Source organism: Actinokineospora xionganensis (assembly GCF_014323725.1).
GTDB classification, from domain to species: domain Bacteria; phylum Actinomycetota; class Actinomycetes; order Mycobacteriales; family Pseudonocardiaceae; genus Actinokineospora; species Actinokineospora xionganensis.
In genome coordinates, this window is sequence record NZ_JABVED010000003.1 from 157,331 (window position 1) to 177,330 (window position 20,000).

22 protein-coding genes are annotated in these 20,000 nt (G+C 68.4%); 18 read left to right on the forward strand and 4 right to left on the reverse strand.

The genetic code is table 11. The features are described 5' to 3' along the window. Window positions 1-34 precede the first annotated feature (34 nt). Both GPZ80_RS07020 and GPZ80_RS07025 read left to right on the forward strand, forming a co-directional pair. Window positions 35-619: an RNA polymerase sigma factor gene (locus GPZ80_RS07020; RefSeq protein WP_187219276.1), complete on the forward strand. Its 585-nt coding sequence runs from the start codon at window positions 35-37 to the stop codon at window positions 617-619. Next, complete coding sequence (locus GPZ80_RS07025; protein ID WP_187219278.1) at window positions 612-1,712, forward strand: CU044_5270 family protein; 1,101 nt, start codon at window positions 612-614, stop codon at window positions 1,710-1,712. The genes GPZ80_RS07020 and GPZ80_RS07025 overlap by 8 nt, the downstream gene beginning before the upstream one ends. 264 nt (window positions 1,713-1,976) lie before the next feature. Here GPZ80_RS07025 and GPZ80_RS07030 read toward each other — a convergent pair whose 3' ends face one another. Continuing rightward, on the reverse strand, window positions 1,977-2,873 hold the full coding sequence (locus GPZ80_RS07030) for a TolB-like translocation protein (protein WP_187219280.1): 897 nt from the start codon (window positions 2,871-2,873) through the stop codon (window positions 1,977-1,979). A 25-nt stretch (window positions 2,874-2,898) separates the two neighbouring features. Next, window positions 2,899-3,786 carry an N-acetylmuramoyl-L-alanine amidase gene (locus tag GPZ80_RS07035; protein ID WP_312880174.1) on the reverse strand — a complete coding sequence of 296 codons (888 nt, stop codon included), beginning with the start codon at window positions 3,784-3,786 and terminating at the stop codon, window positions 2,899-2,901. 117 nt (window positions 3,787-3,903) lie between these two features. On the opposite strand from GPZ80_RS07035, the gene GPZ80_RS07040 reads away from it, so the two are divergent. From GPZ80_RS07040 to GPZ80_RS07075, 8 genes are all read left to right on the forward strand, one after another. Next, window positions 3,904-4,215 (forward strand): YbaB/EbfC family nucleoid-associated protein, encoded by a 312-nt coding sequence (locus tag GPZ80_RS07040; RefSeq protein ID WP_187219282.1) that lies wholly within the window; start codon window positions 3,904-3,906, stop codon window positions 4,213-4,215. Between the two features lie 7 nt (window positions 4,216-4,222). Next, window positions 4,223-4,819 carry a recombination mediator RecR gene (gene recR / locus GPZ80_RS07045; RefSeq protein WP_187219284.1) on the forward strand — a complete coding sequence of 199 codons (597 nt, stop codon included), beginning with the start codon at window positions 4,223-4,225 and terminating at the stop codon, window positions 4,817-4,819. Then, the gene (locus tag GPZ80_RS07050; RefSeq protein WP_312880175.1) at window positions 4,816-5,361 is read left to right on the forward strand and encodes a uridine kinase family protein; all 546 of its coding nucleotides are present in this window, start codon (window positions 4,816-4,818) and stop codon (window positions 5,359-5,361) included. Before recR ends, GPZ80_RS07050 begins: the two co-directional genes overlap by 4 nt. A gap of 301 nt (window positions 5,362-5,662) precedes the next feature. Continuing rightward, window positions 5,663-6,667 carry an ABC transporter permease gene (locus tag GPZ80_RS07055; protein WP_187219286.1) on the forward strand — a complete coding sequence of 335 codons (1,005 nt, stop codon included), beginning with the start codon at window positions 5,663-5,665 and terminating at the stop codon, window positions 6,665-6,667. A 54-nt stretch (window positions 6,668-6,721) separates the two neighbouring features. Continuing rightward, a complete protein-coding gene (locus GPZ80_RS07060; protein WP_187219288.1) occupies window positions 6,722-8,482 on the forward strand; it encodes an ABC transporter substrate-binding protein in 1,761 nt (586 codons plus the stop codon). 95 nt (window positions 8,483-8,577) lie between these two features. Beyond that, window positions 8,578-9,591 carry an ABC transporter permease gene (locus tag GPZ80_RS07065; RefSeq protein ID WP_187219290.1) on the forward strand — a complete coding sequence of 338 codons (1,014 nt, stop codon included), beginning with the start codon at window positions 8,578-8,580 and terminating at the stop codon, window positions 9,589-9,591. Further along, window positions 9,588-10,673: an ABC transporter ATP-binding protein gene (locus tag GPZ80_RS07070; protein ID WP_312880176.1), complete on the forward strand. Its 1,086-nt coding sequence runs from the start codon at window positions 9,588-9,590 to the stop codon at window positions 10,671-10,673. The genes GPZ80_RS07065 and GPZ80_RS07070 overlap by 4 nt, the downstream gene beginning before the upstream one ends. A gap of 20 nt (window positions 10,674-10,693) precedes the next feature. Continuing rightward, window positions 10,694-11,755, forward strand: coding sequence for an ABC transporter ATP-binding protein (locus tag GPZ80_RS07075; protein ID WP_187219292.1), 1,062 nt, complete (start codon window positions 10,694-10,696; stop codon window positions 11,753-11,755). Window positions 11,756-11,799: 44 nt separating this feature from the next. On the opposite strand, the gene GPZ80_RS07080 is transcribed toward GPZ80_RS07075, so the two are convergent. Continuing rightward, the gene (locus tag GPZ80_RS07080; protein ID WP_187219294.1) at window positions 11,800-12,306 is read right to left on the reverse strand and encodes a DinB family protein; all 507 of its coding nucleotides are present in this window, start codon (window positions 12,304-12,306) and stop codon (window positions 11,800-11,802) included. 80 nt (window positions 12,307-12,386) lie between these two features. On the opposite strand from GPZ80_RS07080, the gene GPZ80_RS32025 reads away from it, so the two are divergent. The 7 genes from GPZ80_RS32025 to GPZ80_RS07110 all read left to right on the forward strand — a co-directional run bounded on the left by GPZ80_RS32025 (window position 12,387) and on the right by GPZ80_RS07110 (window position 17,596). Beyond that, window positions 12,387-13,034: a hypothetical protein gene (locus GPZ80_RS32025; protein WP_222718981.1), complete on the forward strand. Its 648-nt coding sequence runs from the start codon at window positions 12,387-12,389 to the stop codon at window positions 13,032-13,034. Between the two features lie 14 nt (window positions 13,035-13,048). Continuing rightward, window positions 13,049-13,957: a nucleotidyl transferase AbiEii/AbiGii toxin family protein gene (locus tag GPZ80_RS32030; protein ID WP_222718982.1), complete on the forward strand. Its 909-nt coding sequence runs from the start codon at window positions 13,049-13,051 to the stop codon at window positions 13,955-13,957. A gap of 47 nt (window positions 13,958-14,004) precedes the next feature. Further along, the gene (locus tag GPZ80_RS07090) at window positions 14,005-14,922 is read left to right on the forward strand and encodes an alpha/beta fold hydrolase (protein ID WP_187219296.1); all 918 of its coding nucleotides are present in this window, start codon (window positions 14,005-14,007) and stop codon (window positions 14,920-14,922) included. A gap of 111 nt (window positions 14,923-15,033) precedes the next feature. Further along, on the forward strand, window positions 15,034-15,909 hold the full coding sequence (locus GPZ80_RS07095) for a flavin-containing monooxygenase (RefSeq protein WP_246476849.1): 876 nt from the start codon (window positions 15,034-15,036) through the stop codon (window positions 15,907-15,909). Beyond that, complete coding sequence (locus GPZ80_RS07100) at window positions 15,797-16,261, forward strand: helix-turn-helix transcriptional regulator (RefSeq protein WP_187219298.1); 465 nt, start codon at window positions 15,797-15,799, stop codon at window positions 16,259-16,261. Before GPZ80_RS07095 ends, GPZ80_RS07100 begins: the two co-directional genes overlap by 113 nt. 116 nt (window positions 16,262-16,377) lie before the next feature. Further along, a complete protein-coding gene (locus GPZ80_RS07105; RefSeq protein WP_187219299.1) occupies window positions 16,378-16,941 on the forward strand; it encodes an LppU/SCO3897 family protein in 564 nt (187 codons plus the stop codon). Between the two features lie 88 nt (window positions 16,942-17,029). Further along, window positions 17,030-17,596 carry a P-loop nucleotide/nucleoside kinase family protein gene (locus tag GPZ80_RS07110; protein ID WP_187219301.1) on the forward strand — a complete coding sequence of 189 codons (567 nt, stop codon included), beginning with the start codon at window positions 17,030-17,032 and terminating at the stop codon, window positions 17,594-17,596. A gap of 49 nt (window positions 17,597-17,645) precedes the next feature. Here the strand turns inward: GPZ80_RS07110 and leuA are convergent, their stop codons facing one another. After that, window positions 17,646-19,436: a 2-isopropylmalate synthase gene (gene leuA / locus GPZ80_RS07115; protein WP_187219303.1), complete on the reverse strand. Its 1,791-nt coding sequence runs from the start codon at window positions 19,434-19,436 to the stop codon at window positions 17,646-17,648. 238 nt (window positions 19,437-19,674) lie between these two features. Here leuA and GPZ80_RS07120 point away from each other — a divergent pair, with 238 nt between their 5' ends. Beyond that, window positions 19,675-19,971 carry a hypothetical protein gene (locus GPZ80_RS07120; RefSeq protein ID WP_187219305.1) on the forward strand — a complete coding sequence of 99 codons (297 nt, stop codon included), beginning with the start codon at window positions 19,675-19,677 and terminating at the stop codon, window positions 19,969-19,971. Window positions 19,972-20,000 lie beyond the last annotated feature (29 nt).

Consider the following 20,000-nt stretch of genomic DNA (forward strand, 5'->3'; position numbering starts at 1 on the left):
GCCCTCGCATCGGGCAACAACTGATGTGAGGACGATGACCGACCGCGACGACACGGAGTCCGACCGCCCATACCTGGGCGGTCCGGACGTGGCACCGGTGTTCGGCCGCCTGTTCGACCAGTACGCGGCCCCACTGCACCGCTACCTCGCCCGCCGCGTCGGGCCCGAGATAGCGAACGACTTGGTCAGTGAGACCTTCCTGGTGGCGCTGCGGCAGCGCGATTCCTACGACGCCAGGCAGGCCGTGGTCCGCTCCTGGCTCTACGGCATCGCGACCAACCTGATGCGCCGGTTCGTGCGCCAGGAGGAACGCGCGCTCAGAGCGGGAGTCCGGTCGTTGGGCCGCGAGGAAGGCCACGACGAGGGGGCGCGGGTGGTCGACCGGGTCGACGCCGAGGTCGCCGTGCGAGGACTGGCGGCCGCGGTGGCCGACCTTTCGCCCGGCGACCGGGATGTCCTGCTGCTCACGTCGTGGGCCGGCCTGGACTCCAACGAGGTCGCCGAGGCGCTCGGCATTCCCGTGGGCACAGTGCGTTCCAGGCTCCATCGGGTCCGCAAGTCGTTGCGTGCCAACGGTCATCGTCAGCACACCGCACGGGAGGAGGAAAGCCATGGGTGACCACGACAACCTGCGTGAGCTCTGGTCGGAGGACGAGTTGGACACCGCGCTGTCGCGGCTGAACTCCGCCGTGCGAACCGACGCGCACGCCCTCGCGAGGGCACGCGCCGAGCTGATGGCCGCCGCGGGCGGTCCCGAACAGGGGAGCACGATGAGCACGCAGACATCCCGCCCGAAGCGGCGCTGGGTGCGATGGGCGGCCCCGGCGGCCGCCGTCGCCGCGGTGGTCGCCGGCTTGCTGGTGGCGCAAACGGTGTCCTTCAACGGAAATCCGCCGGGAGCCGTCGCCGCCGCGGCCGAACTCAACGCCGCCGCGGACCGCGTCGGCGCGTCCGATCCGCCGGTCGGCCCCGGTCAGTACCGCTATGTCGGCACGCACGCGTGGTGGATGGGCATGGGTGCGCCGGAGGGGAAGATGTTGGCGGTCCTGGAAGAGAACCTGATCGAGCAGTGGGCGCCCGCCGAGTTCGACCAGGAATGGATGCAGCGGCGCCAGGTCACCGGCAACCACAAGGTCCTCGTCGGCACCGAGGAGGAAGTCAAGGCCTCGGGCATGTTGGGCGGGCGCAGGCCCGGTCAGGGCGAGAAACGCGCTCGCTGCGGTGACTTCTACGCCGCCGACGAGGGCCGGGAACCGTGCACCCGCGAAGGGGCGTGGCAGGTTCCGACGCCCGCGTTCCTCGCGAGCCTGCCCAAGGACCCGCGTCAGCTCTACGACCGGCTGCGTGCCGACACCGAGGGTCGGGGTCCGGGACCGGACGAGGAGATGCTCGTGTACGTGGCGGACGTGCTGCGGTCGGGCACCGTCCCGGCGGAGATCAGGGCCAACCTGTACCGGGTCCTCGCGATGGTGCCGAGCATCGAGATCACCGACCGCGCGGCGAACCTCGCGGGCAAGGTCGGCGTCGCGTTCGGCATCGGCGACGAAGAGGATCGCATGGAGATCATCATCGACGTCGCGACCGGCCAGTTCATCGGCGAACGCAAGACCGCGGGCGACGACATCGACGGCATCGAGCCGGGCACCGTCATCAGCTTCACCTCAGTCGAAACCGCCGTAGTCGACAAGATCGGCACACCCCCCACCTCTTAACCCATTCGCGAGTCCAACGTTCAGAACAATGAGTCCAACGTTCAGAACATCACACCTGACGTTCGCTATCGCGCGAATGTAGGTCTCGATGTTCTGAACGTTGGACTCATTGTTCTGAACGTTGGACTCAGTGTTCTGAACGTTGGACTCAGTGTTCTGAACGTTGGACTCAGTGTTCTGAACGTTGGACTCAGTGTTCTGAACGTTGGACTCAGTGTTCTGAACGTTGGACTCATTGTTCTGAACGTTGGACTCGCGAATGGGTTAGGTGATGGGGCGGATGCGGGCGGAGTCGGCGGCTACGAGGGCGGCGTCGCCGGATTCCGTTGTCACGGCGACCGCGCGGGACGAGGGGGACCAGACGATGCCGTCGGGGCTGACCGGGGCGGGGAGGTCGGCGGAGCGGAGGAAGCGGCCGTTCTCGGTCTGGTGGAACGAGACCTTGGTGCCGTCGACGACCGCGATGCGCCTGCCGTCCGGCGCGAGCCGGGCCTGGGAACCGGTGGGCAGCGACGGGACCAGCGGCTCCCACTCCTCACCGCCGACCTTGTAGCGCACGATCCGCGCCTCGTCGGCGGTGTACTCGGTGGCGACCAGGCGCATCGAGTCGGGAAGCCAGCGCAGGTCGCGCCTGCCCGCGTCGGCGGGTTCGGGCGAGATCAGCCGGACGTGGTCGTCCTCGGTGACCGGCATCGTGTCGACCAGCACGAGCTTGCGCGGCAGCCGGATCGCGATGTAGCGGCTGTTCGGGCTGACCGCCGCCTCCAGGACCGCGCCGCCTCGGTCGTAGACGGCCTGTTCCTCGCCGACCAGCACGTTGCGGATGACCACGGTGAACAGCAGTCGGTGCCGCCGGTTGGCGCGGTAGACGATGCGGCCGGGCAGCACGCCGAGCAACTCGGTGTCGTAGTCGGCCGAGCCGAGCAGCGGGGCCATGCCCGCGCCGACCCTCAGCAGCGACAGCCGGGCCGGTTTCCCATGCTCGACAACGATTTTCCGGTCGCCGGGCAAGTACTTCGCGGCGCGCAGATCGGTCACCGTCTCCAGGTTCCGGCGCACGCCTTTGGCATCGATCTCGACCAGGCGTGCCTGGTCGCCATCGGTCACCGAGATCAGTAACCGTTCGCGCTCGTCGACATCGAGCACCCGCATCCCCGACATGATCTCCACCCTGTCACAACACAGGTCATCCGAGGAATCCGAGGATCCCGTTCGCAATCCCTTCGGCGTAACGCTGCCTGCCCGCCGGGCTGGACAGCGTCGCCGCCTCATTCGCGTCCCGCATGTTGCCGCACTCGACGAGGACCGTCGGCCGCTCGGTCAGGTTGAGCCCGGCGAGGTCGTCGCGCGCGGACAGACCGTCCTTCCCCGCGTAGTTGGACGTCGGGAAGCCTGCGGCGACCAGTTTGTCGCGTACCGCCCGGGCCAGGTGCAGCGACGGCTCGCCCTGCGCGGTGTTCAGCGGCGGCGACGAGTGCGCCAGGTGGAACCCGTGCGCCCCGGCCGCGGTCGAGCCGTCGGCGTGCAGCGACACCACGGCCGCCGCGCCCGACTCGTTGCCGATGGCCGCGCGCCGGTCGACGCAGGGTCCGACACCGGCGTTGTCGGCCCTGGTCATGATGACCTTGACCCCGCGCGCGGTGAGGATCTCGCGCAATCGGACCGCCAGGTCCCAGGCGAACGCGTGCTCCGGGTAACCGGTCTGGGTGGCCGTCCCGGTGGTGTTGCACGGTTTGGTGCGCCCGCGCCCGGCGGGCACCTGCCGGTTGATCTCGGCGGTGTGCGTGGCGTTGCCGCCGTTGTGGCCGGGGTCGATCACCACGACACGCCCGGTCGCGGGCACGGCTTTAGCGGTCGTCGTGGTCGGCGCCGCGGGCAGGCTCGACGAAGTCGAGGGAGCGGTGGTCGTGGGCACGTCCGAGGTGGTGGGAGCCGTGGACGTGGTCGATGGCGAGGTCGAGGTCGTGGACGCGAGCGTCTGGCCGACCGGCTTGGCCTGCGGCCCGGCGCAGGCGGACATCGCCGCGGCGAGGGCGCAGGCGGCGGCGAGTCCGGTCGCGTGTCTTCTCAGCACCGCGCCCACGATGCCACAGGTGGGTGCCCTCTAAGCTGGTGGCGACGCCGACGTAGACCGTCGGGTCGTTCCCGGACGAGAGGGGCCGCGGTGTTTCCCGGTGGCGGTGCGCCCGACATGCAGGCGATCATGCAGCAGGCACAGAAGATGCAGGAACAGCTGCTCAACGCGCAGCAGGAGCTGGCCGACGCCGAGGTCCAGGGCTCCGCGGGCGGCGGCCTGGTCACCGCGACGGTGTCCGGCGCGGGCGAGCTGAAGGCCCTCGAGATCGACCCGAAGGTGGTCGACCCGGAGGACACCGAGACGCTGGCCGACCTGATCGTCGCCGCCGTGCGCGACGCGGGCGCCCAGGCGCAGAAGCTGGCCGAGACCAAGATGGGCCCGCTCGCGGGCGGACTGGGCGGCGGGCTCGGCCTGCCGGGTATGTGAGCGACAAATGTACGAGGGCCCGGTCCAGGACCTGATCGACGAGCTCGGCAGACTGCCGGGGGTCGGGCCCAAGAGCGCGCAGCGCATCGCCTTCCACCTGCTCGGCGCCGAACCCGCCGACGTCACCCGGCTGCAGGAGGTCCTGCAGAAGGTGAAGGAGGGCGTCGTGTTCTGCGACGTCTGCGGCAACGTCTCCGCGGAGACCACGTGCCGCATCTGTTCCGACGCCCGCCGCGACCTGTCGGCGGTGTGTGTGGTCGAGGAGCCCAAGGACGTCCTCGCGATCGAGCGGACCCGTGAGTTCAAGGGCCGCTACCACGTGCTCGGCGGTGCGCTCGACCCGTTGTCCGGTGTCGGCCCTGAGCAGTTGCGCATCCGCCAGCTGCTCACGCGCATCGGGTCGGAGGAGATCACCGAGGTGATCCTGGCGATGGACCCGAACACCGAGGGCGAAGCGACCGCCACCTATCTGATCCGGATGCTGCGCGACTTCCCCGGTCTTACTGTCACCCGGCTGGCGTCGGGGTTGCCGATGGGCGGCGACCTGGAGTTCGCCGACGAGCTGACCCTGGGTCGCGCGATGTCCGGCCGCCGCACGGTGTGAGCCTCACGGGCGACATCCTGGCCGCGCCCGCGCGTTTGGGCGCTGTCCGGCTGGTCGCCGTGGACGGTCCGACAGGCGCGGGCAAGTCCACGCTCGCGGCCCGGCTGGCCGACGACCTGCGAACACGCAGCGTGGCCACGGCCGTGGTGCCCACTGATCATTTCGCCACCTGGGACGACCCGGTCGCCTGGTGGCCCCGGCTCGTCGAAGGCGTGCTGAATCCCCTCCAAAACGGTGTTCCTGGCCGCTACCAGCGCACTGAATGGCCTGGTGGGGTGCCCTCCCCGGGGTCCTGGATCACCGTCGAGGTGCCGGAGGTGCTCATCATCGAGGGCGTTTCCTCCGGCAGGCGCTCCGTGCACGCGCGGCTGTCGTGTCTGGTCTGGGTGGATTTCGGCGATTTCGCGACTCGCCTGGACCGCTCGGTGGCCCGCGACGGCGCGGCGAGTCGGGCCGAACTTGTGCGCTGGCAGGCATTCGAGGCCGGCTGGTTCGCCGTCGACGGCACACGTGCGCGCGCTTGCGTGCGTGTCCGCTCCTGAGCATTCGACGCAGCCGAGTGTCCGCTGAACGGACGTACGATCAAGAAATCTCACCCCCCGTGGCCGAACCGTCGCGCAATGGTGATTCTGCGTATACCAGTTGGCCGGATCGTGACCTGCCGTAGCTGAGCGAAGTAGTAGTGAGCGGCTATGGTCGGCGACCACACGGTGTGATCCCGTGCACGGTTTTGAGCGGATATGAGGAGTGCGTGATGGCTTACCAGCGATCCGCGCGACTTGGCCGGCAGGCGTACACGCCTCGGCTCGTCGCGCAGTCGCCTCGGCACGGGCGGTTCGTCGGATGACGCCGCCGCTCGAAGTGACCGAGTCGGCCGCTGAAGCGCAGCCGGAGGTCACGCTCGCCGGGATGAGCAAGAAGGCGATCCAGGGCCGGTCGCTGAGTCAGATCGCCTGGATGCGCCTCAAGCGCGACAAGGTCGCCCTGGTCGGCGCGGGTGTGATCATCCTGTTGATCCTCGCGGCCGTCGCCGCGCTGGTGTTGGACCGCTTCTTCAACGTCATCGGTCCGAACGACTTCCACCAGGACCTGATCGACACCGAGGGCGGCACGCTCGCTCCCAAGGGCCCTTTCGGCGGGATGAGCCTTGAGCACCCGCTCGGTGTCGAGCCCGTCAACGGCCGCGACCTGCTGGCGCGAATCTTCGCCGGATCCTGGATCTCGTTGCTGATCGCGTTCCTCGCCACCGTGCTGTCGGTCTTGATCGGCACCGTGATGGGCGTGATGGCAGGCTTCTTCGGCGGCTGGATCGACACCCTCATCAGCCGCGCGATGGACGTCTTCCTCGCGTTCCCGCTGCTGGTTTTCGCGATGGCGCTGGTCGGCGTCATGCCGGACACGATCTTCGGCCTCGGCTCGGAGACGGTCCGCATCGGCATGCTGACCTTCATCATCGGCTTCTTCAACTGGCCCTACATCGGTCGCATCGTCCGCGGCCAGACGCTCTCGCTGCGTGAGCGCGAGTTCGTCGACGCGGCCCGAAGCCTGGGCGCGCGTGGCCCGTACATCCTGTTCCGGGAACTGCTGCCCAACCTGGTCGCCCCGATCCTCGTGTACGCCACGCTGCTGATCCCGACCAACATCCTCTTCGAATCCGCGCTGTCCTTCCTCGGGGTCGGCATCAACGCGCCGACCGCGACCTGGGGCGGCATGCTTTCGGAGGCATCGCGCTACTACACGATGCCGCACTTCATGCTCTGGCCCGGTCTGGCGATCTTCGTGACCGTGCTGGCCTTCAACCTGTTCGGAGACGGGCTGCGTGACGCCCTCGATCCGCGGGCTCGATAGGTGATTGGTTCCGGTAATCCCATTGCTCCGGGAAAGAAAGGGTGCAACCGCAAGATGAATAACAAGCGCTTGGTTACCGCGGTGGCCGCGGGCGCGGTTGTCGTCATGGGCCTCTCGGCCTGTGGTGGCAACGGCACCGATGGCAAGAACGGTGGCGGTGGCACCAAGACCCCCGCCTTCAACGCGGCGTTGACGGAAACGTTCAACCCTTCTGACAAGAAGGGGGGCATCGTCAAGATCGCCAACGCGGGCACATGGGACTCCCTGGACCCGGGCGAGACCTACTACGGCTACTCGTGGAACTTCCTGCGGCTCTACGGCCGCTCGCTGCTGATGTTCAAGCCCGCCCCCGGCGGCGCGAGCAACGAGCTGGTCCCGGACCTCGCCGAGAGCCTGGGCACGCCCAGCGAAGGCGGCAAGACCTGGACGTACAAGCTGCGTGAGGGCATCAAGTACGAGGACGGCACCGCCGTGACCTCGAAGGATGTCAAGCACGCGGTGCTGCGGTCGACCGACAAGGAGACCTTCCCCAACGGTCCCGCGTACTTCGAGGGCTACCTCAACCTGCCCGAGGGCTACAAGGGTCCGTACAAGACCAAGGACATGGACACCAATTCGGCGATCGAGACGCCGGATGACCGCACCATCGTCTTCCACCTGAAGCAGCCCTTCGGTGGCTTCGACTACTTCGCGCACCTGCCGCAGACCGTTCCGGTCCCCGAGGCCAAGGACACCGGCGCGAAGTACCGCGAGCACGTGATCTCGACGGGCCCGTACAAGTTCGACAAGAACGAGATCGACAAGCAGTTCAACCTCGTTCGCAACCCGGAGTGGAAGCCGGAGACCGACCCGAACCGTAAGGCGCTGCCGGACGGCTACGAGGTCACGATGAACGTCAACGCCGACGACATCGACAACCGACTCATCTCGGGCGACCTCCACATCGACATCACCGGCACGGGCGTGCAGCCCGCGTCCCTGAGCCGCGTCCTCAGCGACCCGGCGCTCAAGGCGAGCGCGGACAACCCGACGCTGGCTCGCCTCTGGTACACCTCGGTCAACCCGACGGTCGCTCCGCTGGACAACAAGGAATGCCGCAAGGCGATCCTGTACGCCGTGGACCGCACCGGTTACCAGACCGCGTACGGCGGCACGTTCTCCGGTGGCGACATCGCGACGAGCCTGCTGCCCCCGCAGATTCCCGGCGCCGAGAAATTCGACCTCTACCCGGCGGGCCCGGACAACAAGGGCGATGTGGCCAAGGCCAAGGAGGCCCTGACGGCCTGCGGTCAGCCGAACGGCTTCGAGACCAACATCGCCTACCGATCCGAGCGGCCGAAGGAGAAGGCCGCCGCGGAGTCGATGCAGCAGGCGCTGGCTCGTGTCGGCATCAAGCTGACGCTGCGCCCGTTCCCGCAGGGTGACTACTTCTCGCAGTTCGCGGGCAACCCGCCGTACGTCGTGGCCAACAAGCTCGGCCTCGCGCTCAACGGTTGGGGCGCCGACTGGAACGACGGCTTCGGCTTCCTGTCGCAGATCGTCGACAGCCGCGTGATCCGTGAGACCGGTGGTTCCTCCAACACCTCCGTGCGCATCCCCGAGGTCGACAAGATGCTCGACGAGGCCATCGGTGAGACCGATGCGCCGAAGCGCGAGAAGATGTGGGCCGCTATCGACAAGAAGGTCATGGAGGAGGCAGTCATCCTCCCGGGCGTCTTCAGCAAGAGCCTGATCCTTCGTGGCAAGGGCCTGACGAACGTGTTCGTCTCCGACGCCTACGGCATGTACGACTACCTCGCCATGGGTGTCGAATAACCACCACGTCCCCTCGGTAACTCCACGTTAGGCAGGTGAAGGCAGCAGGTGGCAGGCCCGGGTGACCCCCGGGCCTGCCACCGGTGCCGGCCACGGTGATCACATACATCTTCCGGCGGCTCTTCGCAGCGGTCGTTCTGCTCTTCATCGTGAGCGCGGTGACGTTCTCGATCTTCTTCGTCATGCCCAGGCTTGTCGGCGGCACACCGGAAACCCTGGCCACCCGCTACGTGGGCCGGGCAGCGACCGCCGAAACCGTCAAGATCACCGCGGAGAAGCTCGGCTTCTACGACCCGGTGGTCGTCCAGTACGGCAACTGGGTCAAGGGCGTCGTCGTCGGCGCCGACTTCGACTACGGCGCCGGTGTCGAGCACTGCCCCGCGCCGTGCCTTGGCTATTCCTTCCGCACCAAGCAGCCAGTCTGGCCGGAGCTGCTCGACCGCGCGCCGGTGACGATGTCGCTGGCCGTGGGCGCGGCGACGCTGTGGCTGGTCGGCGGGGTCGCGGTGGGCACGCTCTCCGCGCTGCGCCGTGGCTCCTTCTTCGATCGCGCGGCCATGGGCGTGGCCCTTGCCGGCGTGTCGCTCCCCATCTTCTTCACCGGGCTGATCTCGCTGTCGTTCTTCAGCTATTCATTGGGCTGGGCGGCGCCAGGAGGCGCGTACACACCGTTCCTGGAGAATCCGGGGGAGTGGGCGTACAACCTGCTCCTACCGTGGATCACGCTCGCGTTCCTGTTCTCAGCCCAGTACGCGCGGCAGACCCGCGCGGGCATGCTCGACACGATGAACGAGGACTTCATCCGCACCGCGCGGGCGAAGGGCCTGCCCGAGCGCACCGTTGTCGTCAAGCACGGTCTGCGCGGCGCGCTCACCCCGATCCTCACGATCTTCGGCTTGGACGTCGGCCTGCTGCTCGGCGGCGCCGTCCTGACCGAGAGCGCGTTCTCGCTGCAGGGCCTGGGCAAGTACGCCATCGAGGGCATCACCAACTACGACCTGCCCAAGGTCATGGGTGTCACGATGTTGGCGGCGTTCTTCATCGTCGTCGCCAGCCTGGTCGTGGACCTCCTTTACGCCGTCGTCGACCCGAGGGTGCGCACCAAGTGAGCGAGTTTTCCGAAGACAGCCTCGACGGCGGCGCCGTGATCCGGCCCGAGCCGTCGAAGAACCCGGACGCGTTCCTCCAGGTGCGCGGGCTGCGGGTGCATTTCCCCACCGACGACGGTGTCGTCAAGTCGGTCGACGACCTGTCGTTCAGCGTCGCGCGCGGCAAGACGCTGGGGATCGTGGGCGAGTCCGGCTCCGGTAAGAGCGTGACCAGCCTGTCGGTCATGGGTCTGCACAAGGCGGGCACGGCCAAGATCACCGGTGAGATCCTGCTCGACGGCCAGAACCTGGTCGGCATGGACGCGGAGAAGGTGCGCGCGCTGCGGGGCAAGCGGATGGCGATGATCTTCCAGGACCCGCTGTCGGCGATGCACCCGTTCTACACGGTGGGCAACCAGATCATCGAGGCCTACCGCGTGCACAACAAGGTCACCAAGGCGGTGGCCCGCAAGCACGCGATCGACATGCTCGACAAGGTCGGCATCCCCAACCCCAAGGGGCGGGTCGACGACTACCCGCACCAGTTCTCAGGCGGCATGCGGCAGCGCGCGATGATCGCGATGGCGCTGTCCTGCGACCCGGAGCTGCTGATCGCCGACGAGCCGACCACCGCGCTCGACGTGACAGTGCAGGCGCAGATCCTCGACCTGATCCGGGATCTGCAGCAGGAGTTCAACTCCGCGGTCATCATCATCACCCACGATCTCGGCGTGGTCGCCGAGCTGGCCGACGACATCATGGTGATGTACGCGGGCCGGGCCGTGGAATACAGCACCGCCGAGGACATCTTCAACTCGCCACAGCACCCGTACACGTGGGGTCTGCTCGGCTCGATGCCCAGGCTCGACCGCGACCGCACCGAGCGGCTGCTGCCGATTCCGGGCACGCCGCCGAGCTTGATCAACGTGCCGGACGGCTGCCCGTTCAACCCGCGCTGCGCCTACGCCAACCTCAACGGCGACCTGAGCATGACCGTGCGGCCGGAGTTCCGTGACATCGGCGGCGACCACCACATCGCCTGCCACCTTTCCGCCGAGGACCGGGTCCGCATCTGGGACACCGAGATCAGGCCGAAGCTGTGAGTATCGAAAACGGGGACGCCGTGAGCGCACAGACCGAAACCGAGCCCACCGAGTCCAAGCGGACCGGCGAGGCGCTGCTGACCGTCGAGGGACTGACGAAGCACTTCCCGATCCGCAAGGGCCTGCTGCAGCGTCAGGTCGGCGCGGTGCAGGCGGTCGACGGCCTGAACTTCGACGTGCAGAAGGGCGAGACGCTCTCGCTGGTCGGCGAGTCCGGCTGTGGCAAGACCACGACCGGCAGGCTGCTGACCAGGCTGTTGGAGCCGACCGCGGGCAAGATTGTCTTTGACGGCAAGGACATCTCGCACCTGTCCGTCGGCAAGATGCGCCCGCTGCGCCGCGACATCCAGATGATCTTCCAGGACCCGTACTCGTCGCTTAACCCGCGGCACACGGTCGGGACGATCGTCGGGGCGCCGTTCAAGCTGCAGAACGTCAAGACCGAGCACGGCACCAAGCGCGCCGTGCAGGACTTGTTGGCCCTGGTCGGTTTGAGCCCGGAGCACTACAACCGCTACCCGCACGAGTTCTCCGGCGGCCAGCGCCAGCGCATCGGCATCGCCCGCACGCTTGCCTTGCGCCCCAAGCTGATCGTCGCCGACGAGCCGGTCTCGGCGCTGGACGTGTCGATCCAGGCGCAGGTCGTCAACCTGCTGGAGGACCTGCAGAACGAGTTCGACCTGACGTACGTGATGATCGCGCACGACTTGTCGGTCGTGCGGCATGTGTCCGACCGTGTGGCGGTCATGTACCTCGGCAAGATCATGGAGATCGCGGACCGCACCGCGCTCTATGAGCGGCCGATGCACCCGTACACGGTGGCCCTGCTCTCGGCGGTGCCGATCCCGGACACGTCGCGGCGCGGCAACCGGGAGCGGATCAGGCTGCAGGGTGACGTCCCCAGCCCGGTCAACCCGCCGTCGGGCTGCCGTTTCCGCACCCGGTGCTGGAAGGCGCAGGAGATCTGCAAGGTCGAGGAGCCGCCGCTGGCGGAGTTGGCCCCCGGCCACCGCGCGGCGTGTCACTTCCCGGAGAACACGGACAAGCTGACCATCGACCCGACCGGTGCGGCGCATTCCTGAGTAGACAGACCGAGAGCGGCCAGGGATTCCCTGGCCGCTCTCGCTCATTCCCCGGTGGCTCCGTCGAGGCGCTCGCGAAGAAAGTCGGCATGCCCGTTGTGGCGCGCGTATTCCTCGATCATGTGCGTGAGCACGTAGCGCAGCGAGTACTCCTCATCGCCGTACCGCCCGAGAACGTCGAGCGACTCAGCGCCGTCGACGACGGCCCTCGACTGGGCGCATGCTTCACGCCAGACTTCGAACGCCTTTTCCACGTCAGCGTCTTCCACCTCGAAATCGGCGTGGTACCCATCTGCCCCGCGGCCCCAATAGCTCGGGACCTGTTCACCGTTGACGACAACGCGGAACCAACTCCGCTCGACTTCGGCGAGGTGCCGGACCAACCCGAGTAGGGAGATGGCGGAAGGCGGAACGGCCTTCTCTCTGAGCTGTTCGGCGGTTAGGCCCGCGACCTTCATTTCGAGGGTCTGCCGTTGCCAGTCCAGGAACTGGGTCAGTGAGGTGCGCTCGTCCGCTATCCGCGAGGGTTCGGTTCTCTGCTGCGTGTCCACCCGGACATCATGTCCTTGGCCGCCGACGTTTTCGCGGCAATGGGTTCGCGTCGCAGGTCACGGGCGTGAGACCGTCGGGCATGCACGCCGAAATCACGGGGGACTTCGAGATCCATCTGACGGTGTCCGCCGGTGACCTCCAGAGGCTTGCCGCGTTCGCTGAGGAGAACGGGCTCAAGCTCACCCACATCCTGCTCGACCGCGGGGTGTCGCCGTCCCAGCCGATGCTGACCCTGGGCGGTTCGGGCACGCTTGAACGCCAGTGCGGCAAGGCGGAGCGCTGGGTCGAGCGGCTCAAGGAATTGGGCATCCGGGTCGTTCGGGTCAAGATCGAGGCGGCGCCCTGGAACGAAGGGGTGCCGGCGACGGACGACGAGGCCAAGGTGCAGCCTGCTCCGAGGTACTTCGAGCACCACGTCAAAATCCTGCTGCCCGAGGGCGACCTGGCGCGGCTGCGTGAGCTGACCGAACTCGCCGAGGCGCACCGCGCCCGGCCTTCCCGCAGCGTGCGCCGCAAGCGGGCCGACGGGTGGGAGGAGCGGTCACCCAGCGCGTCGGGATGGCGGGGCGGACGACCGCCCGCGAGTTTCTCGACGAGCTGGTCGAAGCCCTGCGTGGGGCAGGCTACGAGATCGTCGCCGTCGAGCAGGAGTATGTCGTGGTGGACGACAACCTCCGCCTCGACGACGGCTAGTTCGACGCCCGACCGGTGGTCCGCCAGGACGTGACCAGGGGAGACCGGATGCGGACGGTCGCGGCCGGCCTGCCCGGCTATCCCTCGACCTACCAGCCGGTCCAAGGCGGCGACGGCGTGGCTCAGCGAGCCGCGTTCGACCCGGCTCTGCGGCAGTTCCCCAAGGCCTACCGGCACGGCGAGCCGACCTTCGCCGACGCCGCCACCGGCGCCCGCTGGCGCGCGGCCCGCCGCGACGCGATGCACCACCTCGTGCGGGTCGTCGCCGATTCCCCGTGGGCGGATTCGCTGGTGCTGCGCGGAAGCATCACCATGCGCGCCTGGGTGGGCGACGCCGCGCGGGAGCCGGGCGACATCGACTTCGTCGTCCTCCCCGCGTCCCGCTCGATCAAGGACGCCGCGATGCTCGACGGCATCGTCGCCGCAGTCCGCTCGACCCCCGGCGCGGGACTGCGCGCCGATGAGGTGACGGCCGAGGACATCTGGACCTACGAGCGCGCCGACGGCCGCCGCCTGGTGTTCCCCTTCGCCGTCGACGGCCTGCCGCGCGGAGCCGTGCAACTTGACTTCGTCTTCGGCGAGCAACTGCCGGTTCCCCCTGTCCCCCTTGTGATCCCGGGCGTCGACCGGACCCTGCTCGCCGCCACGCCGGAGCTTTCGCTGGCCTGGAAGCTGCTGTGGCTGGCGACCGACATCTACCCTCAGGGCAAAGACCTGTACGACGCCGTCCTGCTTGCCGAGCAGACCGCGGTGCCCGACCGCGACCTCGTCGTCGATCTCCTCCGGCCCGAACTGCAACGCGAAGCCGACGGGTTCGTGGCCGAGTCCGTCCTGTCGTGGGACGTCGACTGGGTCAACTTCCAGGACGAATACCCGGACATCGACGGCGACCCCAAGCAGTGGGCCTGGCGTCTGGGCGTGGCCCTCAGCGCGGCCTGGGACGCCGAACGAGCCTGAAACAGGCAAGTCATCGGCCGACAACACGGCCGTGGCTCACTGGTCGGATGGACACCGATGGCCTGATCACCTTGCGGTTCAAGGACATCCACGGCTACCGGCGTGCCTACCGGATGGGTGGCAGCGGTCCGGTCCTGCTGTTCATCCACGGCATCAGCGACTCCTCCGAGACCTGGCGGGACGTGCTGCCCGACCTGGCCGAGCGCTACACCGTCATCGCGCCCGACCTGCTCGGTCACGGTGACTCCGACAAACCCCGGGCCGACTACGCCGCCGCGGCCTACGCCTGCGGGATGCGCGACCTCCTCGCGGTCCTCGACGTCGACACCGTGACCGTCGTCGGGCATTCGCTGGGTGCCGGGGTCGCGATGCAGTTCGCCTACCAGTTTCCCGAGCGGTGTGAGCGGTTGGTGCTGGTCAGCGGCGGTGGGGCGGGTCGGGCGGTGCATCCGCTGCTGCGGTTGGCCGCCGGGCCGTGGGCGGAGGCGGTGATCCCGCTGGCGGTGTCGCGCCCGGTCAACGCGCTCGCCGACGGGATCCTGGCCGTCCTGCCCCGGCTGCCCGTGTCCAGCCACACCACCGACCTGACCTACGTCCTCCAGCGCTACCGGTTGCTCAGGGAACGCCGAGCCCGAGCCGCGTTCCTCCGCACCTTGCGGGCGGTCGTCGACCAGCGCGGCCAAGTGGTGACGATGCTCGACCGCAGCTACCTCGCCGTCGGTATGCCGACGCTGTTGGTCTGGGGTGCGCGGGATCGGATCGTGCCCGCCGCCCAAGCCGAGGTCGCCCAGGCCGCGCTGCCCGGAAGCAGGTTGGAGATGTTCCCCGACTCCGGCCACTTCCCGCACCACGACGACCCCGCGCGGTTCGTCAAACTCCTCGACGACTTCCTGGAGACCACCGACCCCGCCGAGTACGACCCGGCCCGCTGGCGGGAGATCCTGCGCGGCGGCCGCCCGTGCTGACCGGCGTGCGCGAACCTACCCATCGCCCGCCGCGGGCAGATGGGTGTTCTGTCCGACGCGGCCGCCACACCGGGTCCATAGCGTCGAAGCCACCACTTCAGGAGGCGCGACATGACCACCCAACACATCGAGACCCTGATCATCGGAGCGGGCCAGGCGGGCCTTTCCACCGGCTACCACCTGCGTGAACTCGGCCGTCCGTTCCTCATCGTCGACGGCAACGACCGGGTCGGCGACAACTGGCGCAGGCAGTGGGACACGCTGCGGCTCTACACGCCCGCGAAGTACAGCGGCCTGCCTGGCCAGCCCTTCCCGCTGGACGGCTGGGCGTTCCCGCACAAGGACGAGGTCGCCGACTACCTCGAGACCTATGCGCTGCATTGGGACCTTTCGGTGCGGATGAGCACCCGCATCGATCTGCTGGAGGCCCGGCCCGAGGGCGGGTACACCGCGACCATCGGGGCCGACACGATCACGTGCGACAACGCGGTCGTCGCGACCGGCACTTTCAGGCGTACGCCCTACATCCCCGCTTTCGCGGGCGAACTCGGCCCGAGCATCCGGCAGCCGCACTCCAGCGAGTACCGCAGGCCCGGTCAGCTGCGACCGGGCAAGGTCCTGGTCGTCGGCGCCTCGCACTCGGGCACCGACATCGCCTACGAGGTGGCGCCCACCCACGAAACCGTCCTTTGTGGACGCGACTGCGGCGAGATCCCGGTTCGGATGGAGACCCGCAGGTTCCGCGCGGCATACCCCTTGCTGGCGTTCGCGGCCCGACACGTGCTCACCCGCGGACGAGACCGACCGTGCCGACGAACTCGGTGTCGAACTGGCCGACATCGCCGCTGCGTTCGGCTGCCCGGCCTTGCGCGCCATGGCCGGCTACGCGCGGGGCGCGGTCCTGCTCGCCCGATCCGACCCCGCCGCGGCGCTGCCCGAACTGCGTGCGGCCCGGCAGGAGTGGCAGCGGCTCAGCTCACCGTATGAGCTGGCCCGGTGCCGCGTCCTCATCGGCCGCGCCCTGCGCGAGCTGGCCGACGAGCAGTCCGCGACCACGGAGTTCGCCGCCGCCCGCCAGGTCTTCCACGACCTCGGCGCGGTCCCCGCCGAACAGGAGGCGGCCCACCTCCTTACCCCCGCCGCACCGGGTGGCCTCACCGCGCGGGAGGTCGAGGTGTTGCGGTTGGTGGCGGCCGGTCGCAGCAACCCGGAGATCGCGTCCAGGCTGGTTTTGAGCGAGAAGACCGTCGCCCGTCACCTGTCGAACATCTTCACAAAGCTGGATGTCTCCTCAAGGACCGCTGCCGCCGCGTTCGCCTACGAGAACCGGCTCGTCTGAACTGAGCTCGGTTTGATAAAACGCCCACGCGCTTTTGCTCACTCCCGGTAGCGTCCCGCCGGCCCGCCATGCGATCCCGCGTGTAATTGAGGGCATTCCAGGAATTGAAGGTATTCATGAGCACCGACACGCCCGCGCCCGCTCCGTACGTTCCCGCGGAGGAGCCCGCGCCGAAGAAGAAAAGCATCGGCGTCAAGATCCTGTCCTACATCGTCGGCGCGATCGTCGTGGCCGGACTCGTCTACGGGTTCAACTACTTCTCCAGTGACGCGGCGCAGGCCAAGGCCGGGGAGTGCGCGAGTGTCACCGGCACCACCGCCAAGCCCGACTTCAAAGTCGTCGACTGCGGCGCCGCCGAGGCGAACTACACCATCGGCAAGGTCCTCGGCTCGACCTCCGAGAAGTGCGGCGGCGCCTACGACGAGTACACCGAGACCGCGCGCAAGGGCCCGGACTCGAAGCTCTGCCTGGTCCCGAACCTCGTCGAGGGCGCCTGCTACGAGGACCCCACGACCTCCAAGGCCATGGGCATGGCGAAGACCGAGTGCAAGGCGGGCGCCATCAAGGTCGTCAAGAAGGCCGACGGCGTCGTCGACGAGAAGCTGTGCACGGACTCGGCGCCGCTGTCCTACACCGAGCCGAAGCTGACCCTCTGCCTCACGCAGGTCGAAGCCTCCTGACGCTCTGACACAGAAAGGTGCGCGTGCCGCTCGTCGGCACGCGCACCTTTCGTTTGTCCTCCCAGCCAAGATCGGACACGATCGGCGCATGTCAGGACTGGATCGGCCGGTGGTCGTCGCGGTGTGCGGGAGCCCTGGGGCAGGGAAGACCACTGTCGCCCGCGCGACGGCGAGCCGCCTCGGGGTGCCGTTCCTGACCCGCGATGAGATCAAGACCGGTCTGGGGCTGTCCTCCGCCTCGGCGGCCGAGGACGGCGGCGTCCGGTTCACCCCGGACTTCCATGTCGCGGGCGGTCCGGTGAGCCAGCGGGCCGAGGCGGCGATGGTCGACGCGGCCCGGCTGTTCGCGGCGGCACGGGTGAGCTTCGTCGTGGAGTCATCCGTGTTGTCCGACAAGCTGTTGGCAGCCCTGGCCGACGCCAGAGTGCTCGCCGTTCATGTCACCGCTCGCGAATCGGTCATCGACGGACGCCTCCGCGCCCGGGTGACCGAGATCGACCGGCAACTCGCGTCCCAGTTCCAGCGGGGCGAGCTGCAGCCGTCGATCTTCAAGCCGTCCAGCGGAGTCGACGCCGTCGTCGAGGTCGACACCTCAGCTCAGGAGACCCCGGACGTCGGCCCGATCGAGGCGGCAGTCGGCGCACTGCTTCGATGACCGAGAAGGTGCGCGTGCCGCCGAGCGGCACGCGCACCTTTGCGTGGTCCTACTTGTGCGCCCGGTTCACCGCGGACACCACAGCCCGCAGCGACGCCGTCACGATGGAGCTGTCGATCGCCACGCCCCACAGGACCTGGTCGCCCACCGCGCACTCGACGTACGCCGCCGCGCGGGCGTCGTCGCCCGAGGTCAGGGCGTGTTCCGAGTAGTCCAGCACTCGGACGTCGTAGCCCACGCTGGCCAGGCCGTCGACAAACGCCGCGATGGGGCCGTTGCCCGCACCGGTGATCTCGTGGTCCTCGCCCTCGACGCCGACCGTCGCCGCGATCTCGTCGCGGCCCTCACCGTCGTCAGAGATGCGGCTGCGCCGCAGGCGCAGCGGGGAGATCCGGTCCAGGTACTCGCCCGCGAAGACGTCCCACATCTCCTTCGGGCTGACCTCGCCGCCCTCGCTGTCGGTCACGGCCTGGATGACCTGCGAGAACTCGATCTGCAGCCGGCGCGGCAGCTTGAGCTGGTGCTCGGTCTTCATCACGTAGGCCACGCCGCCCTTGCCGGACTGCGAGTTGACCCGGATGACCGCCTCGTACGACCGGCCGATGTCCTTCGGGTCGATCGGCAGGTACGGGACCTCCCACGGGTGGTCGTCGACGCCCACACCCGCGGCGTCGGCGTCGACGCGCATGGCGTCGAAGCCCTTGTTGATCGCGTCCTGGTGGCTGCCGGAGAACGCGGTGAACACCAGGTCGCCGCCCCACGGGTGGCGCTCGGCGACCGGCAGCTGGTTGCAGTACTCGACCGTGCGCCGGATCTCGTCGATGTCGGAGAAGTCGATCTGCGGGTCGATGCCCTGGCTGAACAGGTTCATCCCCAGGGTGACCAGGTCGACGTTGCCGGTGCGCTCGCCGTTGCCGAACAGGCAGCCCTCGATGCGGTCCGCGCCCGCCAGGTAGCCCAGCTCGGCCGCGGCGACGCCGGTGCCCCGGTCGTTGTGCGGGTGCAGGCTCAGCACCAGCGAGTCCCGGTTGTCCAGGTTGCGGTGCATCCACTCGATCGAGTCGGCGTACACGTTGGGCGTGGCCATCTCGACGGTCGCGGGCAGGTTGACGATCATCGGCCGCTCGGGCGTCGGCTGCCAGATCCCGGCCACGGCGTTGCACACCTCGGCGGCGTAGGACAGCTCGGTGCCGGTGTAGGACTCGGGGGAGTACTCGAACCGGAAGTCGGTGTCGCCGTACTTCTCGGCGAAGGACAGCACGACCTCGGCGCCGTCGGTGGCGATCTTCTTGATGCCGTCGCGGTCCTGCCGGAACACCACGCGCCGCTGCAGGATCGACGTCGAGTTGTACAGGTGGACGATCGCGCTGTGCGCGCCCTCGACGGCCTCGAAGGTGCGCTCGATCAGCTCGGGTCGGGCCTGGGTGAGGACCTGGATCCGCACGTCCTCGGGGATCGCGCCCTCGGTGACGATCTCGCGGACGAAGTCGAAGTCGGTCTGGCTCGCGGCCGGGAAGCCGACCTCGATCTCCTTGTAGCCCATGCGCACCAGCAGGTCGAACATGCGGCGCTTGCGGGCGGGCGACATCGGGTCGATCAGGGCCTGGTTGCCGTCACGCAGGTCGACCGCGCACCACAGCGGCGCCTTGGTGATGCGCTTGGTGGGCCAGGTGCGGTCGGGTACGTCGATCGGCTCGACCAGCTCGGGGAACGGGCGGTACCGGTGGAACGGCATCGAGCTGCCGCGCTGCGGGTTCCACGCGGGCTGGCCGTCCGGGATGGGACGCGACGGCGTCCGGATCCGGCTGTTGGCGGAGGAATAGGCGTCTGAACTGCTCATTGCGGGGGCTCCTGCTTAACGGTGTCGGGGACCGGCGGCGACGCCCGAACTCCGCGACGGGGAGCCGGCCTGAATCAGGCCCCGTCGCGGCAGCGAAGCAGGAGGAGAGCGTGAGCCACGCACTCAGAGTAGCCAGGGACCGGCCCGATATGGAAACCCGCGTCCACATGCTGGGCGACGACCTTGTTAGACCATCTGGCCGAGTTTGCGAATCAGCAGGTCGGGGCACCCTTCGAGCATGACTACGCGCAGATGGTATGCAACACGAGGCACCGGCACCGCTGCCCGGATCGTGTCCGGCATCGGTGCGCTGTTCGCTCTGATCATCGTCGTCTACGTCCTGTTGGTCATCTTCGGCGCGAACATGGCGAACGCCTTCTCCAGGTTCATCCAGTCCATGGCGGAACCGCTCGCGCTGTTCTTCCCCGGCCTGTTCCCGATCGCCAACGCGACGCTGAACATGATCGTGAACTACGGCCTCGCGGCGCTGTTCTGGATCGTCGTCACGGGCATCATCGCCCGGGTCGTCAGCTGACCGCGCATGCGTAGCCGCAGGCTGTCAGC

Bases quoted from the DNA above. Each gene is read 5' to 3' on its own strand.
- GPZ80_RS07020 (WP_187219276.1), top strand. From the start codon at position 35: ATGACCGACCGCGACGACACGGAGTCCGACCGCCCATACCTGGGCGGT.
- GPZ80_RS07025 (WP_187219278.1), top strand. From the start codon at position 612: ATGGGTGACCACGACAACCTGCGTGAGCTCTGGTCGGAGGACGAGTTG.
- GPZ80_RS07030 (WP_187219280.1), bottom strand. From the start codon at position 2,873: ATGTCGGGGATGCGGGTGCTCGATGTCGACGAGCGCGAACGGTTACTG.
- GPZ80_RS07040 (WP_187219282.1), top strand. From the start codon at position 3,904: ATGCAGGCGATCATGCAGCAGGCACAGAAGATGCAGGAACAGCTGCTC.
- recR (WP_187219284.1), top strand. From the start codon at position 4,223: ATGTACGAGGGCCCGGTCCAGGACCTGATCGACGAGCTCGGCAGACTG.
- GPZ80_RS07055 (WP_187219286.1), top strand. From the start codon at position 5,663: ATGACGCCGCCGCTCGAAGTGACCGAGTCGGCCGCTGAAGCGCAGCCG.
- GPZ80_RS07060 (WP_187219288.1), top strand. From the start codon at position 6,722: ATGAATAACAAGCGCTTGGTTACCGCGGTGGCCGCGGGCGCGGTTGTC.
- GPZ80_RS32025 (WP_222718981.1), top strand. From the start codon at position 12,387: ATGCACGCCGAAATCACGGGGGACTTCGAGATCCATCTGACGGTGTCC.
- GPZ80_RS32030 (WP_222718982.1), top strand. From the start codon at position 13,049: ATGCGGACGGTCGCGGCCGGCCTGCCCGGCTATCCCTCGACCTACCAG.
- GPZ80_RS07090 (WP_187219296.1), top strand. From the start codon at position 14,005: ATGGACACCGATGGCCTGATCACCTTGCGGTTCAAGGACATCCACGGC.
- GPZ80_RS07095 (WP_246476849.1), top strand. From the start codon at position 15,034: ATGACCACCCAACACATCGAGACCCTGATCATCGGAGCGGGCCAGGCG.
- GPZ80_RS07100 (WP_187219298.1), top strand. From the start codon at position 15,797: ATGGCCGGCTACGCGCGGGGCGCGGTCCTGCTCGCCCGATCCGACCCC.
- GPZ80_RS07105 (WP_187219299.1), top strand. From the start codon at position 16,378: ATGAGCACCGACACGCCCGCGCCCGCTCCGTACGTTCCCGCGGAGGAG.
- GPZ80_RS07110 (WP_187219301.1), top strand. From the start codon at position 17,030: ATGTCAGGACTGGATCGGCCGGTGGTCGTCGCGGTGTGCGGGAGCCCT.
- leuA (WP_187219303.1), bottom strand. From the start codon at position 19,436: ATGAGCAGTTCAGACGCCTATTCCTCCGCCAACAGCCGGATCCGGACG.
- GPZ80_RS07120 (WP_187219305.1), top strand. From the start codon at position 19,675: ATGACTACGCGCAGATGGTATGCAACACGAGGCACCGGCACCGCTGCC.